15 protein-coding genes and 1 riboswitch are annotated in these 14,173 nt (G+C 69.7%); of the genes, 2 read left to right on the top strand and 13 right to left on the bottom strand.

Annotated features, from left to right (window positions below; all coding sequences use genetic code 11):
• Window position 1: 1 nt before the first annotated feature.
• The 10 genes from CRT60_RS13235 to CRT60_RS13190 form a co-directional block, all read right to left on the bottom strand.
• Window positions 2-769 carry an SDR family NAD(P)-dependent oxidoreductase gene (locus CRT60_RS13235; RefSeq protein ID WP_098737034.1) on the bottom strand — a complete coding sequence of 256 codons (768 nt, stop codon included), beginning with the start codon at window positions 767-769 and terminating at the stop codon, window positions 2-4.
• 14 nt (window positions 770-783) lie between these two features.
• A complete protein-coding gene (locus tag CRT60_RS13230; RefSeq protein ID WP_098736837.1) occupies window positions 784-1,530 on the bottom strand; it encodes an SDR family NAD(P)-dependent oxidoreductase in 747 nt (248 codons plus the stop codon).
• Complete coding sequence (locus CRT60_RS13225) at window positions 1,527-3,077, bottom strand: FGGY-family carbohydrate kinase (protein WP_098736836.1); 1,551 nt, start codon at window positions 3,075-3,077, stop codon at window positions 1,527-1,529. Before CRT60_RS13225 ends, CRT60_RS13230 begins: the two co-directional genes overlap by 4 nt.
• 231 nt (window positions 3,078-3,308) lie before the next feature.
• Complete coding sequence (locus CRT60_RS13220) at window positions 3,309-3,644, bottom strand: carboxymuconolactone decarboxylase family protein (RefSeq protein ID WP_098736835.1); 336 nt, start codon at window positions 3,642-3,644, stop codon at window positions 3,309-3,311.
• Window positions 3,637-4,953, bottom strand: coding sequence for an acetoin dehydrogenase dihydrolipoyllysine-residue acetyltransferase subunit (locus tag CRT60_RS13215; RefSeq protein WP_204561859.1), 1,317 nt, complete (start codon window positions 4,951-4,953; stop codon window positions 3,637-3,639). Before CRT60_RS13215 ends, CRT60_RS13220 begins: the two co-directional genes overlap by 8 nt.
• Window positions 4,950-5,945 (bottom strand): alpha-ketoacid dehydrogenase subunit beta, encoded by a 996-nt coding sequence (locus CRT60_RS13210; RefSeq protein WP_098736834.1) that lies wholly within the window; start codon window positions 5,943-5,945, stop codon window positions 4,950-4,952. Before CRT60_RS13210 ends, CRT60_RS13215 begins: the two co-directional genes overlap by 4 nt.
• A gap of 11 nt (window positions 5,946-5,956) precedes the next feature.
• Window positions 5,957-7,030, bottom strand: coding sequence for a thiamine pyrophosphate-dependent dehydrogenase E1 component subunit alpha (locus tag CRT60_RS13205; protein WP_204561858.1), 1,074 nt, complete (start codon window positions 7,028-7,030; stop codon window positions 5,957-5,959).
• Between the two features lie 14 nt (window positions 7,031-7,044).
• On the bottom strand, window positions 7,045-8,034 hold the full coding sequence (locus CRT60_RS13200) for an ABC transporter permease (protein ID WP_098736833.1): 990 nt from the start codon (window positions 8,032-8,034) through the stop codon (window positions 7,045-7,047).
• The gene (locus tag CRT60_RS13195; protein WP_098737031.1) at window positions 8,031-9,569 is read right to left on the bottom strand and encodes a sugar ABC transporter ATP-binding protein; all 1,539 of its coding nucleotides are present in this window, start codon (window positions 9,567-9,569) and stop codon (window positions 8,031-8,033) included. The genes CRT60_RS13200 and CRT60_RS13195 overlap by 4 nt, the downstream gene beginning before the upstream one ends.
• A gap of 88 nt (window positions 9,570-9,657) precedes the next feature.
• Window positions 9,658-10,605, bottom strand: a complete 948-nt coding sequence (locus tag CRT60_RS13190) for a sugar ABC transporter substrate-binding protein (protein WP_204561856.1) — start codon at window positions 10,603-10,605, stop codon at window positions 9,658-9,660.
• 148 nt (window positions 10,606-10,753) lie between these two features.
• On the opposite strand from CRT60_RS13190, the gene CRT60_RS13185 reads away from it, so the two are divergent.
• Window positions 10,754-11,740 (top strand): sugar-binding transcriptional regulator, encoded by a 987-nt coding sequence (locus CRT60_RS13185; RefSeq protein ID WP_204561854.1) that lies wholly within the window; start codon window positions 10,754-10,756, stop codon window positions 11,738-11,740.
• 109 nt (window positions 11,741-11,849) lie between these two features.
• A riboswitch (FMN riboswitch) is annotated at window positions 11,850-12,015 on the top strand.
• A 133-nt stretch (window positions 12,016-12,148) separates the two neighbouring features.
• Window positions 12,149-12,811, top strand: coding sequence for a 3,4-dihydroxy-2-butanone-4-phosphate synthase (ribB, locus tag CRT60_RS13180; protein WP_098736832.1), 663 nt, complete (start codon window positions 12,149-12,151; stop codon window positions 12,809-12,811).
• Between the two features lie 100 nt (window positions 12,812-12,911).
• Here ribB and CRT60_RS13175 read toward each other — a convergent pair whose 3' ends face one another.
• From CRT60_RS13175 to CRT60_RS13165, 3 genes are all read right to left on the bottom strand, one after another.
• Window positions 12,912-13,493 (bottom strand): DUF6036 family nucleotidyltransferase, encoded by a 582-nt coding sequence (locus CRT60_RS13175; RefSeq protein ID WP_193548424.1) that lies wholly within the window; start codon window positions 13,491-13,493, stop codon window positions 12,912-12,914.
• Window positions 13,433-13,786 carry a hypothetical protein gene (locus CRT60_RS13170; RefSeq protein ID WP_098736831.1) on the bottom strand — a complete coding sequence of 118 codons (354 nt, stop codon included), beginning with the start codon at window positions 13,784-13,786 and terminating at the stop codon, window positions 13,433-13,435. Before CRT60_RS13170 ends, CRT60_RS13175 begins: the two co-directional genes overlap by 61 nt.
• 202 nt (window positions 13,787-13,988) lie before the next feature.
• The coding region (locus tag CRT60_RS13165) for a hypothetical protein (protein WP_143273252.1) at window positions 13,989-14,173 on the bottom strand (185 nt) is incomplete at its 5' end.

The following is a 14,173-nucleotide window of genomic DNA, read 5'->3' as shown; positions in this document are numbered from 1 at the left end:
GTCAGGACAGGACGATGCCGCCGTCGACGTTCAGCGTCTGGCCGGTGACGAAGGCGCTGTCGTCGGAGCAGAAGAAGGCCACCGGGCCGGCGACATCCTCCGGCGCGCCGATCCGCGCCATGGCGGTCTTGGCCTTCCAGCCGTCGCGGATCGCCGGATCGTCGAGGTTCACCCGCCCCATGTCGGTCAGGATGATGCCGGGGCACACACAGTTGGCGGTGATGCCGAGCGGCCCGACCTCCTGCGCCAGCACGCGGGTGAAGCCCATCACCGCGGCCTTCGACGCCGAGTAATGCGCCTGCTCCGGCGCGCCGTGCTTGCCGCCGATGGAGGCGATGTTGCAGATGCGGCCGTAGGCTTGCGCCTTCATCAGCGGCAGCACCGCCTGGGTGACGAGGAAGGTGCCCTTGGCGTTCACGTCCATCACCTGATCCCAGGCGGTTTCCGGGCAGGCTTCCACCGTCGCGGCGATCAGGATGCCGGCATTGTTGACCAGCGCGTGGATGGTGCCGAGTTCGGCCACCGCGCGGTCGACCATCGCCTGCACCTCGTCCTTCGCCGACACGTCGGCGTGCAGTTCGACCACCCGGACGCCCTGCGCCCGCGCCTCCGCCGCCGTCTCGGCCAGCGCGCCGGCCTGCCGGGCGATGTCGTTCAGCGCGAGGTCGAAGCCGCGCTCCGCCAGTCCGAGAGCGATGGCGCGGCCGATGCCGCGGCTGGCGCCGGTGACCAGCGCGATCTTCCCCTGTGCCCTGTTGCCCTGTGCCATGTCGGTGTTCTCCTTCAATAAGCGGTGTAGCCGCCATCGACGGCCAGGACGGTTCCGGTGATGAAGCTCGCCGCGTCGGAGGCGAGGAAGGCGACGGCCAGCGCCACCTCGCGCGGTTCGCCCAGCCGGCCCATCGGCGTGGCGGCGAGCCAGCGCTCGAACCATTCGGGGCGGGAACGGCCGGCCAGCGTCAGTTCGGTGGCGGTGTAGCCGGGGGCGACGGCGTTGACCCGCACCCGGCCGGCCCATTCCACCGCCAGCGACTTGGTCAGCAGGTTGACGCCCGCCTTGGCGGCGTTGTAGGCGGCCTGGGGCTGCGGATGGACGACGATCTCGCCGCACATCGAGCCGATGTTGACGACCGATCCCCTGCCCGCCTCGACCATCGGGCGGCCGAAGGCGCGGGCGGTGTGGAAGACGCCGTGCAGGTTGACGTCGATCACCCGGCGCCAGTCGGCCAGATCGACCTCCAGCGCCGGCCCGTTGTGGACGATGCCAGCGTTGTTGACGAGGATGTGCGGCACGCCGGCCTCGGCGACCAGACGGGCGGCGGTCTCCTCGGCCGCTGCGGCGTCGGTGACGTCGAGGGTGTAGGCGAGGCCGCCGACCTCGTCCGCCAGCCGGCGGGCGGCGTCGCCGTCGCGGTCGAGGATGGCGACGCGGGCGCCGGCCTCGGTCAGGACGCGGGCGATGGACTGGCCGATGCCGGCGGCCCCGCCGGTGACGACGGCGAGCCGGCCGCTGAGGTCGAACTCCTTCATGGCGCGGGCTCCCTGACCGGGGTTGCGACCGGAGTTGCGGCCGGCGTTGGCACCGGCCCGTTCAGCACGCCCTTCAGCGCCGGATAGAGGGCGAGATAGCGCTGGTAGATCTCCTGGTAGAGGGCGGATTCGCGCGGGCGCGGCTCGATGCTGGTGCCGGGGCGGACCATCGCGGCGATGCCCTCGTCGATGCTGGCGAAGCGGCCGGCGCCATGGGCGGCCAGCACCGCCGAACCGGTGGACGGCGCGTCGGCCGAGGCCGGGATGCGGACCGGCAGGCCGGCGGTGTCGGCATGGATCTGCATCCACAGCTGCGAGGCGGTGGCGCCGCCGCCGACCGTGATCTCGGTCGAGCTGTAGCCGCCGGCCTTGAAGGCGTCGAGGATGGCGCGGGTGCCGAAGCCGATGCCCTCGACGATGGCGCGGAAGACGTGGTGCGGTTCGTGGGCCAGCGTCAAGCCAACGATGGCGCCGCGGCTGAGCGGGTCGGTGTAGGGGGTGCGGTTGCCCTGGAAATGGTCGAGCACCAGCAGCCCGTCCGATCCCGGCTCCAGCGCCGCCGCCTTGGCGTTCAGGGCTGCGAGGTCGAGCGTGCCGCCGCTGAAGCGGCGCAGCCAGTTGACGATGGAGCCGGTGGAGGTCTGGCCGCCCTCGACGATCCAGCGGCCGGGATAGACGATGTCGGGATAGCTGCCCCAGACGCCGGGGGCATGCAGCGGCGCCTCGGTGACGCCGAATTGCAGGTGCGAGGAGCCGGTGATCAGCGCGAGCTGGCCCGGCTGGGCGACGCCGAGCCCGATCATGCCGATCAGCGCATCGGCCCCGCCCTGCACCAGCCTGACCGACGGCCGCAGCCCGAGGGCCGCGGCGGCCTCGGGCCTCAGCGTGCCGACCACCGCGCCGGGGGCCAGCACGCGGGCCGGCCATTTGCCTTCAAGCTCCTCGAGGTCGAGCGCCTTGAGGATGCCGCGCGCCCAGCCGCCGTCGCGGCTGGAGTAGTGCCAGCGCAGGCCGGCATTGTCGAGGCTGGCCACCCGCTCGCCGGTCAGGCGCAGGGTGAGGAAATCCTGGTATTCGCAGATGGTGTGGGCGGCGGCGAAGACCGCCGGCTCGTTCCGCTTCAGCCACAGCGCCTTGGGGATCATCCACTCGGCGGAAACCGGGCCGCGCCCGGCGCCGTTGATCTTCAGCGCCGGGTCGCCGGTGGCGAGCACCGCCTCCGCCTCGGCATGGGCGCGCACGTCCATCCACAGCAGCGCCGGGCGCAACGCGCGTCCGTCGGCGTCGAGCGCCACGACGGTGCAGCAGGTGGTGGCGAAGCACATCGCCTCGATCTCCGCCGCGTCGATGCCGGCATCGGCGACGGCGCCGTGGGTGGCGTCGGCCAGCGCCCGCCACCAGTCCTCCGGATCCTGCTCCGCCCTGGCGCCGGGACCGAACTGCGTGTCGTAGGCGACGGCCTTCTGGCCGAGGCAGCGTCCGCTCAGGTCGTAGATGCGTGCCCGCAGGCTTTCGGTGCCGCCGTCGGCGGTCAGGTAATAGGCCATTCCCTTGTCCTCCCTGGAGACACGCAGCCCTTTGCGGGCCGCTTTATGGATGCCGGGATCCCCTCTCCCCCCCGGGGAGAGGGTTAGGGTGAGGGGGACGCGTGGCGAGGATTTTCAAGCATTGCAGACTCCCCGGTCCTGACTTGATCCACCCTGTGCATCCCCCTCACCCCGACCCTCTCCCCGGGGGGGAGAGGGGGAAGTGCCGAGGCGAGAGGGAGCACCCTCCCCTCAGCCGAGCGAGCGGAAGGCCGCCAGCGCCTTGCCGGCATACATCACGGCGGGACCGCCGCCCATCTCGACCGCGACCTCAAGCGCCTCGACAAGCTCGGCCTCGCCAGCGCCGTGCCGGCGGACGCCGTCGACATGGTAGAGGATGCAGTCCTCGCAGCGGGTGGCGACGGAGATCGCAACCGCCATCAGTTCCTTCTGGGCGGGGGTGAAGGAGCCGGCGGCGCTGGCCGTCCGGCTGACCTCGGCGAAGCCCTTCATCAGGGCGGGGGAAGCCTTGGCGAAGGCGCCGAGCCGCGCCTTCGCCGCCGCCAGATCGGTCTTTGCGTCATCCATGCTGGGTCTCCTCGTCGATCAGGGCCGCCACATCGCGCGGGGCGTCCCATTGCGGCATGTGGCCGGACGGCAGGAAATGGGCCGCCACGCGCGGCGGCAGGTTGAGCGCGTCGGTCGCGGACACGATGCGGTCGTCCAGGCCGAAGACGGCGCGGACGGGGATGCGCTCCGCCAGCTCGGCCAGCGGGCGCAGCAGGTCGATGCGCTGCCGGCCGTCAGGCGTGGCGAGCGCCGTGGCCAGCGTGCGCAGGCGTCCGCGCGCCATCTCGCGCGTCATGGCGGCGAGGGCGGCGTCGGAGAGCTGGCCGCCGCGCGGTCCCAGCAGGCGCAGCAGATGCGACACCTCTCCCGTGGTTTCCGCCGCCGCCATGCCGTGGACGAACTCGGCGCCGATCCGGGAGCCGCAGCCGGCGGGGGTGAGCAGGACGAGACGCGAAACCCGGCCGCCGAGCCGGCGGGCGGCGTGAACGGCGGCGGCGGCACCCAGCGAATGGCCGACCAGCACCAGCGGTCCGGGCAGGCTTTCCGCCAGCGCCGTCACCGCGGCGGCCAGACCGTCCACATCGGTCGCTTCGATGGCCGTCGCGCCATGGCCGGGGAGATCCGGCATCACCACGCGCTTGCCGGAGCGGGCAAGACCGGAGGCCAGATTGGCCCAGGCGCTGCGGTCGCCGGCAAAGCCATGGACCAGCAGATGCACCGGGCCGGCGCTTCCGGCCTGCGCATAGGCCAGCCGGCCGGCGGGTGTGTCGAGCCAGCGCAGGTCGGCCGGCGCAGGACCGGTCGAACCGGCGGCGCTTTCGACATCGGCGCGCTCGATCCGGCCGCGCCGGCCGCTGCCCTGGAGGGTTTCCAGCGCGACGCCCTGCTGGCGGGCCAGCCGCCTTGCGGTCGGGGTGGCGCGCAGCCGGTCGTCGGAGGAGCGCTCCGGAGCCGGCGTGCCGGCAGTGGCGCCGGCGGGTGGGGAAGGTGCTGCCGATGCGCCGGCCGCAGGGGCTGCTTCAGCCTCGGCTTCCGCCGTATCGGGAAGGGCGGCGGCCCAGTCCTCGGCCGACAGGACGGCGACGCGGGCAATCGGGGCGCCGACCGGCACACGGTCGCCGGCCGACACCAGCGTCCCGTCGAGACGGCCGTCGCCAAGGGCGGGATATTCGACGACGGTCTTGTCGGTCTCCAGCTCCAGGATGGCGTCGCCGCGGCGGAACTGCTGTCCCGGCTCGACCAGCCAGCCGACGATGACGCCCTCCTCCATCGTCTCGCCCAGCCGGGGCATGGTGAGCGTGAGGGTCGTGGTGCTTGCGGTCGTCATGCCGGCACCCGTCCAGCCAGCATCCGGAGAGCGGTGTCGGCGATCAGCTGCGGGCCGGGCACCGATCCGGCTTCCAGCGCGGTCGACACCGAGATCGGGATGTCCTCGCCGGCGACGCGGACCACCGGATCCTCAAGGAAGTCGAAGCATTCCTCGGTGATGCGCGCCGACAGTTCGGCGGCGACGCCCGCGGTCATCACGCCCTCGCTGACCACCATGGCGCGGCCGGTGCGCTCGACATGGGCGCGGATGGTGTCGAAATCGAGCGGGTTCAGCGTGCGGATGTCGATCACCGTCGCCTCGACGCCCCGGGCCGACAGCTGGCGCGCCGCCTCCAGGCAGTAGTGAAGCTGGCGGGAATAGGTGACGATGACCAGATCGCGCCCCTCACGCCGCACCGCCGCCTTGCCCCAGGCCAGCGGCTCGGCGTCGAGATCGACGGTCTCCTTCATGGTGTAGAGCGCCTTGTGCTCGATGAAGACGACCGGGTCGGGCTTGGTCAGCGCCATGCGCAGCAGGTGATAGGCGTCGGCCACCGTGGCGGGCATCGCCAGCCGCAGGCCCGGCGTGTGCATCACATAGGCTTCCAGGCTCTGGCTGTGCTGGGCGCCGGCCGACCGCCCGGTGCCGCCCTGGGTGCGCAGAACCATCGGGACGCCGATCTGGCCGCCGAACATGTAGCGGATCTTGGCAGCCTGGTTGGCGAGCTGGTCCATGGTCATGCCGATGAAATCGACATACATCAGCTCCGCCACCGGGCGCAGGCCGGTCATCGCCGCACCGACCGCGGCGCCGACGATGGCCGGTTCGGAAATCGGCGTGTCGATCACCCGCTCCGCCCCGAACTCCTTGATCAGGTCCTTGGTGACGCCATAGGCGCCGCCGTAGCGGCCGACCTCCTCGCCGAGGATCACCACGTCCGGGTTTTCGGTCATCGCGTCGGCCAGCGCCTTGCGCAGGGCATCGCGATAGGTCAGTTCCTGAAGTGCCATTCTGGGTCTCCTCAGTCCCGCGCCAGAACGCGGTCGATGCGGGCGCGCACCGGTTCGGGTTCGGGTTCCTCGGGCGCATAGACGTCGCGGAACATCGAGGCGAGCGGCGGTTCGGTCTGCGCCACGGTGAAGTCGATGGTCGCGTCCATCTCGGCGCCGATCTCCGTATCCAGCCGGTCCAGCTCGCTCTCCGATTCCAGCCCGCGGTCGATCAATGCTGAGCGGGCGAAGGCGACCGGGTCCTGCCGGCGGCCGGCCTCCTCCTCCACCGGGTCGCGGTAGGGCGACTTGTCCTTGCGGGCATGGCCGTAGAAGCGGTAGCAGGACACCGCCAGGAAGGCGGGCTTGCCGGCCCGCGCCCCTTCGACAAGGCGCTCGGCGGCCTCGGCCACCGCCTCGACGTCAAGGCCGTCCACCGTCTCCGCCGCGAGGCCGAAGGCGGCGGCGCGTTCGTGCAGGTTGGGGTTGGCGGTCGCCTGGGCGATGTTGGTGCCCATGCCGTACTGGTTGTTGATGCAGACGAAGACGCAGGGCAGGCCCCACAGGGCGGCCATGTTCATGCTCTCGTACAGGATGCCCTGGCCGGTGGCGCCGTCGCCGAAGAAGGCGACGCTGACGGCCCCGGTCTTGTGGTGGCGGGCGGAGAGGCCGGCGCCGACCACCGCCGGGATGCCGCCGCCGACGATGGCGTTGGCGCCGAGATGGCCCAGCCCCATGTCGGCGATGTGCATCGACCCGCCCTTGCCGTGGCAATAGCCGGCTTCCTTGCCGCCGATCTCCGCCATCATGCGGGCCGGGTCGGCGCCGCGGGCGAGGAAGATGCCGTGGCCGCGGTGGTGGGTGGTGAAGCTGTCGCCGTCGCGCAAGCTTGCGCAGACACCGGCGGCAGCGCTTTCCTCGCCGATGGACAGGTGCAGCATGGAACCGGCCGACTGGCCGCGGACGAACAGCTCGCCCACGCGCTCCTCGAAGGTGCGGATCCGGCGCATCGTCCGGTAGAGTTCGGGAAGGCGCGTGTTGGCGCCCGCCCCGACCCGGCCCGCCATGCTGTGGCCGGCCGTGGCCCGGAGGTCAGCCTCGTACATCGAAGACTCCGATTTCAAAGAAGGTTGAGCTTGGTGCTGCGCGAGACGACGGCGACGGCGGCAAGGATGATGACGCCCTTCACGATCGCCTGGATGTAGGTGTCCATCCCCATCAGGTTGAGGCCGTTGTTGATGACCCCGATGAAGAGCGCGCCGAAGAAGGTGCCGGGCACGGTGGCCGTACCCGGCCGGAACATGGTCATGCCGATGAAGACCGTCGCCAGCCCGTCCAGCAGGTAGCGTTCGCCGGCATTGGGCTGGCCGGAGCCGAGCCGGGCGGCGAGCAGCGTGCCGGCCATCACGGCGAAGAGGGAACAGACGACCAGCGCGGCGGCGCGGTACTTGCGCACGCGGATGCCGGACAGCTCGGCCGCCTTCTGGTTGCCGCCGACGGCGTAGATGTAGCGGCCGAAGATCGTCCGCTCCATGACGAACCAGGCGACCAGAACGGCGGCCAGCATGAAGAAGGCGAGGATCGGAATGCCGGCGACGCGCCCCTGGCCGAGCCAGAGATAGGCCTCGTCCAGCCCGCCATAGATCGCCCGGCCGCCGGTCATCAGGAAGTTGATGCCGTAGAGGATCGAGCCGACGGCCAGCGTGGCGATCAGCGACGGGATGCCGACCAGCGTGACGAGGAGGGCGTTGACGGCCCCGACCGCCAGACCGGCGCCGAGTCCGGCCAGCAGGGCGAGCGGAAGCGGCACGCCCTTGACCAGCAGCAGCGGCACCAGCACGCCGGCAAGGCCGACGGTGTAGCCGACCGACAGATCCATCTCGCGGGCGGCGAAGCCGAAGGTCAGGCCGGCGCCGACGATGGTCAGCATCGAGATCTGCTGCGCGATGTTCAGCAGGTTCTGTCCGGTCAGGAAGCGGTCGACGCCGAGCGAGAAGACCAGGAACATGGCGACCAGCACGACCAGCGTGCTGTAGCGCTGGACATGCTCCTTGCGCAGCCCGAACAGCCGGTCGTGGCTGGGAAGGGATCCGGTGGCGGTGTCGGTCATGCGGGAATTCCTGATTTTGCAGTCTCCGGGACGGCTCCGGAGATGGCGGCGATGAACGCGCTCTCGGAAAAGCCGGTGCCGGGGATTTCCGGGCCGGGCCGCAGGTGATGGAAGGGGATGACGCGGTGCGCCAGCGCCTCGATCTCCAGCAGGTCGGAGGACGCGATGACGATCCCCACGCCGGTGGCGGCGAGGCGCCGCATCTCGGCATAGATCTCGGCCTTGGCGCCGATGTCGACGCCCTCGGTCGGCTCGATGAAGATCATCACGCGGTAACGGCCCTCGGCGCCGTAGAGCCATTTGCCGATGGAGATCTTCTGCTTGTTGCCGCCCGACAGCGTGCGCAGAAGCTGGCCGGAGGAATGGGCCTTCACGTTCAGGAGCCGCATGATGCGGCGGGATTCGGCCTCCTCCCGGCCGGGCGACAGGATGCCGGCGGCGATGGCGCCGTGGCCGGGATGGACCATCGCCAGATTCTCGCGGAGCGTCCACTCGCCGATCAGCGCATATTCCATGCGGTGGTCGGGGACCAGCGCGATGCCGGCCGCCTGCATGTGGGCGGGCGGTCCCGGCTTCACCGGCCGGCCACCGACCGCCAGCCCGGCGCAGCGCACGCCGGACGGGCTGTGCAGCGAGCGGGCGAAGCCGAAATGGCCGGCACCGGTCAGGCCGATCAGCCCGACGATCTCACCGGCATGCAGGGTGAAGCGCGGCACATGCAGCCGCCCGACCCGCCAGTCGCGGATGTCGAGCACGATTTCGCCGCGGCCGGCCCGCGCCGCCTCTTCCGATTTGCGCTGCGGGCCGGAGCCGCTGCGGCGCAGCATCATGTCCACCAGCATCTGCTCGTCGAGCGCGTCGGCGGATTCGGTGCAGATGCGCCGGCCGTCGCGCAGCACGGTGATGCGGTGCGACAGCGCCTTGATTTCGGAGAGGAAATGGCTGATCAGCACCACGCCGACGCCACGGGCCGGCAGCGTGCGGATGATCGCCCACAGCTGTTCCTTCTCGCGGGCGGGCAGCGTCGCCGTCGGCTCGTCGAGGATGACGATGCGGGCGGAGCCGCGCAGCGCGCGGACGATCTCGATCACCTTGCGGTCGGCCATCGGCAGCTCGGCCACCGGGCAGCCGAGGTCGATGGCGACCTGCGGAAACCACTTCGCCAGCAGGGCCGCGGCCTGGGCCTTCAGGGCCGAGGCGCGGATCATGCCGCCGATGCGGCGCGGCTCGACGCCGAGCAGGATGTTCTCCGCCCCGGTCAGGCCGGGAACGAGGCTGCCCTCCTGGCTGACATGGGCGATGCCCTGGGACAGTGCGTCCTGCGGCGAGCCGAAGCGGACGGTGCGCCCGTCGATGGCGATGGTGCCGCCGCTGGGCTGAAGGCTGCCGCCCAGGATGCTGACCAGCGTCGATTTGCCGGCGCCGTTCTCGCCGATCAGGCCATGCACCTCGTCGCTGCGGAAGACGACGTCCACGCCATCCAGCGCCCGCGTTCCCGGAAACTGCATGGCGATGTCGGCCAGATGGATTTCCATGGCGACCTCTTGCAACAGCAGGGGATGAAGCTGGCCACCGCCGGCCCGGATGCGGAGGGATCCGCCATCGCGGGCCGGCGGCACCCGGTCACATGAACTGCTTGCAGTTCTGCTTGGTGATCAGCGGCGCGTCGAGATAGACGGTCTTGGTCGGGATCACCTCGGCGGCGGGCTTGCCCTTCACCACCACGTCGTCCAGCCACTGGCCGACGGTCTTGCCCATCTCCTCGAAGGGCTGGCGCACGGTGGCGATCATCGGGCTGTCGGGCTTGCAGACCTCGGCGACCGCCTGCGGGTGGCCGTCGATGCCGATCACCTTCACGTTCTTCAGGCCTGCGCCCTTGATGACGTTGACGGCGGCCTGCGCCGGCTCGTCCCACGGCGCCCAGACGGCGGTGATGGTGTTGCCGAAGCGCGCGACGTAATCCTCCATCGTGCGGTTGGTGTCCTCGAAGAAGGCGGTGTAGTTGATGTTGTGCTCCGCCAGCACCTTCACGCCGGAATATTCCTTCAACACCGTCGCCATCACGTCACCGCGCTTGCGGGTGCCGTGGTGTTCGGCCATGCGCAGGAAGACGAGGTTGCCCTGCCCGCCCATCTGGTCGAGCAGATAGACCGAGACGTTGGCCGACATCGCCCAGTTGTTGGTGGTCACATCGACCAGCACCCCGTCGACATAGCCGGAATCGACGGCGAAGACCGGGATCTTGGCGGCCTTGGCGGCGTCGAGTGCCGCGCGGCTGGCGCGCAGGTCGGCCATGGTGATGACGATGGCCTTCACGCCGCGGTTGGCGGCGTCCTGGATGTTGGACGCGGTCGCCTCGCCCGAGCCGCCGCTGTCGAGAACGCTGATGTTCCAGTCTTTCTTGCCGCTCTGCTTGGCCCAGGCGTCGAAGCCGGCCTTCACCCGCTGCTCGGACTGCGCGGCGGCGTTGGCATGAACCCAGGCGATGTCCAGCGCCTGCGCCGCACCCGCGGCGGTCATCATCGCGACCATCGAGACAGCCGCAAGCATTCCGGAAAGCCGGTTTTTCATTTCCATTCTCCTCCCATTGCCAGCTATCTGGCTGGCGAATTCTCGATGCCGGTCTTGCGCCGACGACGATGAGCTTGTGATGGGGCGTGACAAATGTCAACACCAGATACATTTGTCACCTGACAGGGGTAGAGGGGGAAAGCGCGCGATGCGGAACGGGACCAGCGAGGGGCCGGAGGACGAGGTGCTGATGGCGCGGGCGGCCTGGCTGTACTATGTCGGCGGCCTGAACCAGGAGGCGGCGGCGCGCCGGCTGGGCGTCACCCGCGCGCGTGTCAACAAGCTGCTTTCCGACGCCCGCGACAGCGGTATGGTCAGCATCACCATCAATTCCGCGAATGTCGGGTTGCTGCCGGTGGAGGAGGCGATCCGCGAGCGCTACGGGCTGGACGTCTGCATCTGCACGCCGGCGCTGACCCTGGATGCCGGCGGCGACCGCGACGACGCCCTGCTCGCCCCCTTCGCCTTCCGGGCGGTGGGGGCCGCCGCCGCCGCCCATCTGCGCCGCCATCTGGCGGAGACGGAGGAGGCGGTGGTCGGCACCGGCTGGGGCCGGACGCTGGAGCAGATGACCTTGCAGATGGCGGGGGTCAGCGCGCCCCGGGCGAAATTCATCAGCCTGATGGGGTCGCTGACCGCGCGCTCGGCCTACAACCCGTTCGACGTGGTGCATGCGCTGGCGCGGACCACCGGGGCGGAGGGCTATTTCCTGCCGGTGCCCTTCATCGCCGACAGCCTGGAGGCGCGCGACGTGCTGCTGTCGCAGCAGTCGGTGCAGACGGCGCTCCAGCTCGCGCGCTCGACGACGGTGGCCTACATCTCCATCGGCGAGCTGCGCGAGGCGTCGCTCCTGCGGACCCAGGGCATGATCAGCGCCAGCGAACTGGCGGAACTGCGGGCGGCCGGGGCGGTCGGCGACACCAACGGGCTGTTCTTCGACCAGGACGGCAAGGCGGTCGATCACCCGCTGAACCGCCGCACGCTGGCGCTCGGTCTCGACGGGCTGAAGCAGACCTACACGGTGGCGCTGGTCGCAGGCCGGACCAAGCTCCAGGCCGCCCGCGCCTTCCTCGCCAGCGGGGTGGCGCGCGCGTTGATCATCGACGGCGACACCGCGCTGGAGCTGGTGAAATGAGGGAGTGCCTGAACTGCCGCCCGGTGGAAACGGCCGTCCTGCTCCCTTGACAGCGGCGGTTCGGTTGCGGAATGGTGACGCGGCCGACCGATCCCGGTCGGCGACATAGGCTTGTTCTCAGGGCAGGGTGAAACTCCCGACCGGCGGTATCCCTTCGACAGAAGGGGAGCCCGCGAGCGCTCAGCGGCTTTTGGCAGTCCCAATTGGCGGTGAGGTCAGCAGACCCGGTGTGAGGCCGGGGCCGACGGTTACAGTCCGGATGGAAGAGAATGAGCAGACCGCGCCGGAGGCTTGCCGCGAGCAGGCCCGCCGTCGTCGGTTCGCGCCATCGCGTCGGGTTCCGGTCCGGCGCGCTGGAGGTCTCTTTGCGCCCTGATTCAGGCTCACCCTTCAGTGGATGTGAGAACCATGAATCAGATTTACCGTCAGAACGACCTTCTCGCCCGCTTCGGCACGCCGGGCGAACGCGTCGCCCGCGCCCTCGACAGCCTCAAGCAGGGGCAGGGAGTGATCGTCGTCGATGACGACGACCGCGAGAATGAAGGCGACATCATCTACCCGGCCGACAGCATCACCGTCGAGCAGATGGCCCTGCTGATCCGCGCGTGCAGCGGCATCGTCTGCCTGATCCTGCCCGACGAGCATCTGCAACGGCTGGAGCTGCCGGCGATGGTGCCGGCCAACAGCTCGCGCTTCGGAACCGCCTTCACCGTGTCCATCGAGGCCCGCGAGGGCGTCACCACCGGCGTCTCGGCGGCCGACCGGGTGACGACGATCCGCACCGCGATTGCCGACGACTGCCGTCCGGAGGATCTGGCACGGCCGGGCCATGTCTTCCCGATCCGCGCCCATCCGCAAGGGCTGGCGGCCCGCCGCGGCCACACGGAAGCCACCATCGAGCTGATGGCGCGGGCCGGACGCAAAGCGGCGGGCGTGCTCTGCGAGATCATGAACCCGGACGGCACCATGGCCCGCCTGCCGGAACTGATCGTCTTCGCGGAGGAACAGTCGATGCCCATCGTCAGCATCGCCGATCTGGTGGCGGAGAGCGGCCTGCAATCGGATCGCTGAGCGGGTCCAGCCACAGGCAAACGGGGACCGCCCTGTCGGATGCGTTCGCTCCGGCAGGGCGGCCCCCGTTGCTTGGTGTCGAGGTGGGAAGAGCGGTTCGTTACAGGGAGTCGAGAAAAGCGCCGATGACGGTGCGCTGCGCCTCCGGGATCATCATGTCGATCAACAGGCGCCTGACATGGGCACGGTCGAGATGACGGATGCGATGATACTCGCGGATAAAATCCTTGTCCTTGTCACGCAACGCCAGCAGCTTCGAAACGATCAGGTCGGTCATCGCCGGCGCGATGGCGCGCACGGTGACGCCGTTGACTTCAACCTCGCGTGTGACCGCCCGGCTCTTCCAGCCTGGAGGTAGTTTGGCAGTCCCCTCGTCAACGCCGTCGATGTAGAAGCCATGCGCATGGTGAAATGACGAACCCTGTCCGAAGCGGGCAAAGATCTCCTCGCTGGCCTCTATGTCATGGCCCTCAGCGCGTCGCTCCGCTTCCCATTGGCGCGCGTTCCCCGGATAAGCGTCTATTTCGGGCGATGTGCGAAACAGGATTGGGGCATCGGGCCAGCCGACAAGGGTCGCCTGACTGCCGACGATGACCGTGGTATCGCATTTGAAGTGGGTGGCTAAAGCGCGGACGGCGCGGTCGAGGTCGTCGAGCGTCCGTGCTTCCTGGCCTTCCGCCACATCCGTCTCCTCGTCTGCTCGTCCTGCACCGAAAGCTCGGGCAGCATAGGGAATGGAGACGTGATGCGCAAACGGGTGGCGTCCTGGTTCCGCGAGACGATGAAATGGCGGACCGTATCGCTGGGTTGCGCCAGCAGGGCTTTCCATTCGAAAACATGCGAACGCTGGTTCGGCTTGGCCGACAACTCCTCGACGATCTTGCGCGCGCGCTCGATCAGTGCCGGGTCGCGCCTGATTTCGCGCGCCACCAGACGGTGATAGATCAGCTTGACGCGGTCGTCGGTCGTTTCCATGCCAAACACCAGTTTTCGCCCGGTCAGGATAACCGCCTGCGGTAACCGTCTCAAGCACGGCAAGTCGAAAATATTTGGCTCGCGAGTGGTAACGGTGACCTTCCTGACCAAGCGGTGTTCCCAAATGGAAAGCCCTCGGGCCGGAGGCTTCCGCCCCGGCCCAAGGGTCCCCGTTGCTTGGTGTCGATGTGCGGGAAACCGGCTACTCGGCCGCCGTCTTCTGGCCGACGACAGTCAGCCCCGCCGGGGTGTGCTCGCCCGCCGGCTCGACGTAAGCGCGTCCGTAATAGCTGTCGATCAGCAGCTGCCTGATCTCGGCGACCAGCGGATAGCGCGGGTTGGCGCCGGTGCACTGGTCATCGAACGCCGCTTCGGCAATCGCATCGA

It is taken from the genome of Azospirillum palustre (assembly GCF_002573965.1).
GTDB classification, from domain to species: domain Bacteria; phylum Pseudomonadota; class Alphaproteobacteria; order Azospirillales; family Azospirillaceae; genus Azospirillum; species Azospirillum palustre.
Note: the sequence above shows the minus strand (reverse complement) of the source record. Positions and strands in the feature narration are given on the sequence as shown.

Bases quoted from the DNA above. Each gene is read 5' to 3' on its own strand.
- CRT60_RS13235 (WP_098737034.1), bottom strand. From the start codon at position 769: ATGGCACAGGGCAACAGGGCACAGGGGAAGATCGCGCTGGTCACCGGC.
- CRT60_RS13230 (WP_098736837.1), bottom strand. From the start codon at position 1,530: ATGAAGGAGTTCGACCTCAGCGGCCGGCTCGCCGTCGTCACCGGCGGG.
- CRT60_RS13225 (WP_098736836.1), bottom strand. From the start codon at position 3,077: ATGGCCTATTACCTGACCGCCGACGGCGGCACCGAAAGCCTGCGGGCA.
- CRT60_RS13220 (WP_098736835.1), bottom strand. From the start codon at position 3,644: ATGGATGACGCAAAGACCGATCTGGCGGCGGCGAAGGCGCGGCTCGGC.
- CRT60_RS13215 (WP_204561859.1), bottom strand. From the start codon at position 4,953: ATGACGACCGCAAGCACCACGACCCTCACGCTCACCATGCCCCGGCTG.
- CRT60_RS13210 (WP_098736834.1), bottom strand. From the start codon at position 5,945: ATGGCACTTCAGGAACTGACCTATCGCGATGCCCTGCGCAAGGCGCTG.
- CRT60_RS13205 (WP_204561858.1), bottom strand. From the start codon at position 7,030: ATGTACGAGGCTGACCTCCGGGCCACGGCCGGCCACAGCATGGCGGGC.
- CRT60_RS13200 (WP_098736833.1), bottom strand. From the start codon at position 8,034: ATGACCGACACCGCCACCGGATCCCTTCCCAGCCACGACCGGCTGTTC.
- CRT60_RS13195 (WP_098737031.1), bottom strand. From the start codon at position 9,569: ATGGAAATCCATCTGGCCGACATCGCCATGCAGTTTCCGGGAACGCGG.
- CRT60_RS13190 (WP_204561856.1), bottom strand. From the start codon at position 10,605: ATGAAAAACCGGCTTTCCGGAATGCTTGCGGCTGTCTCGATGGTCGCG.
- CRT60_RS13185 (WP_204561854.1), top strand. From the start codon at position 10,754: ATGCGGAACGGGACCAGCGAGGGGCCGGAGGACGAGGTGCTGATGGCG.
- ribB (WP_098736832.1), top strand. From the start codon at position 12,149: ATGAATCAGATTTACCGTCAGAACGACCTTCTCGCCCGCTTCGGCACG.
- CRT60_RS13170 (WP_098736831.1), bottom strand. From the start codon at position 13,786: ATGGAAACGACCGACGACCGCGTCAAGCTGATCTATCACCGTCTGGTG.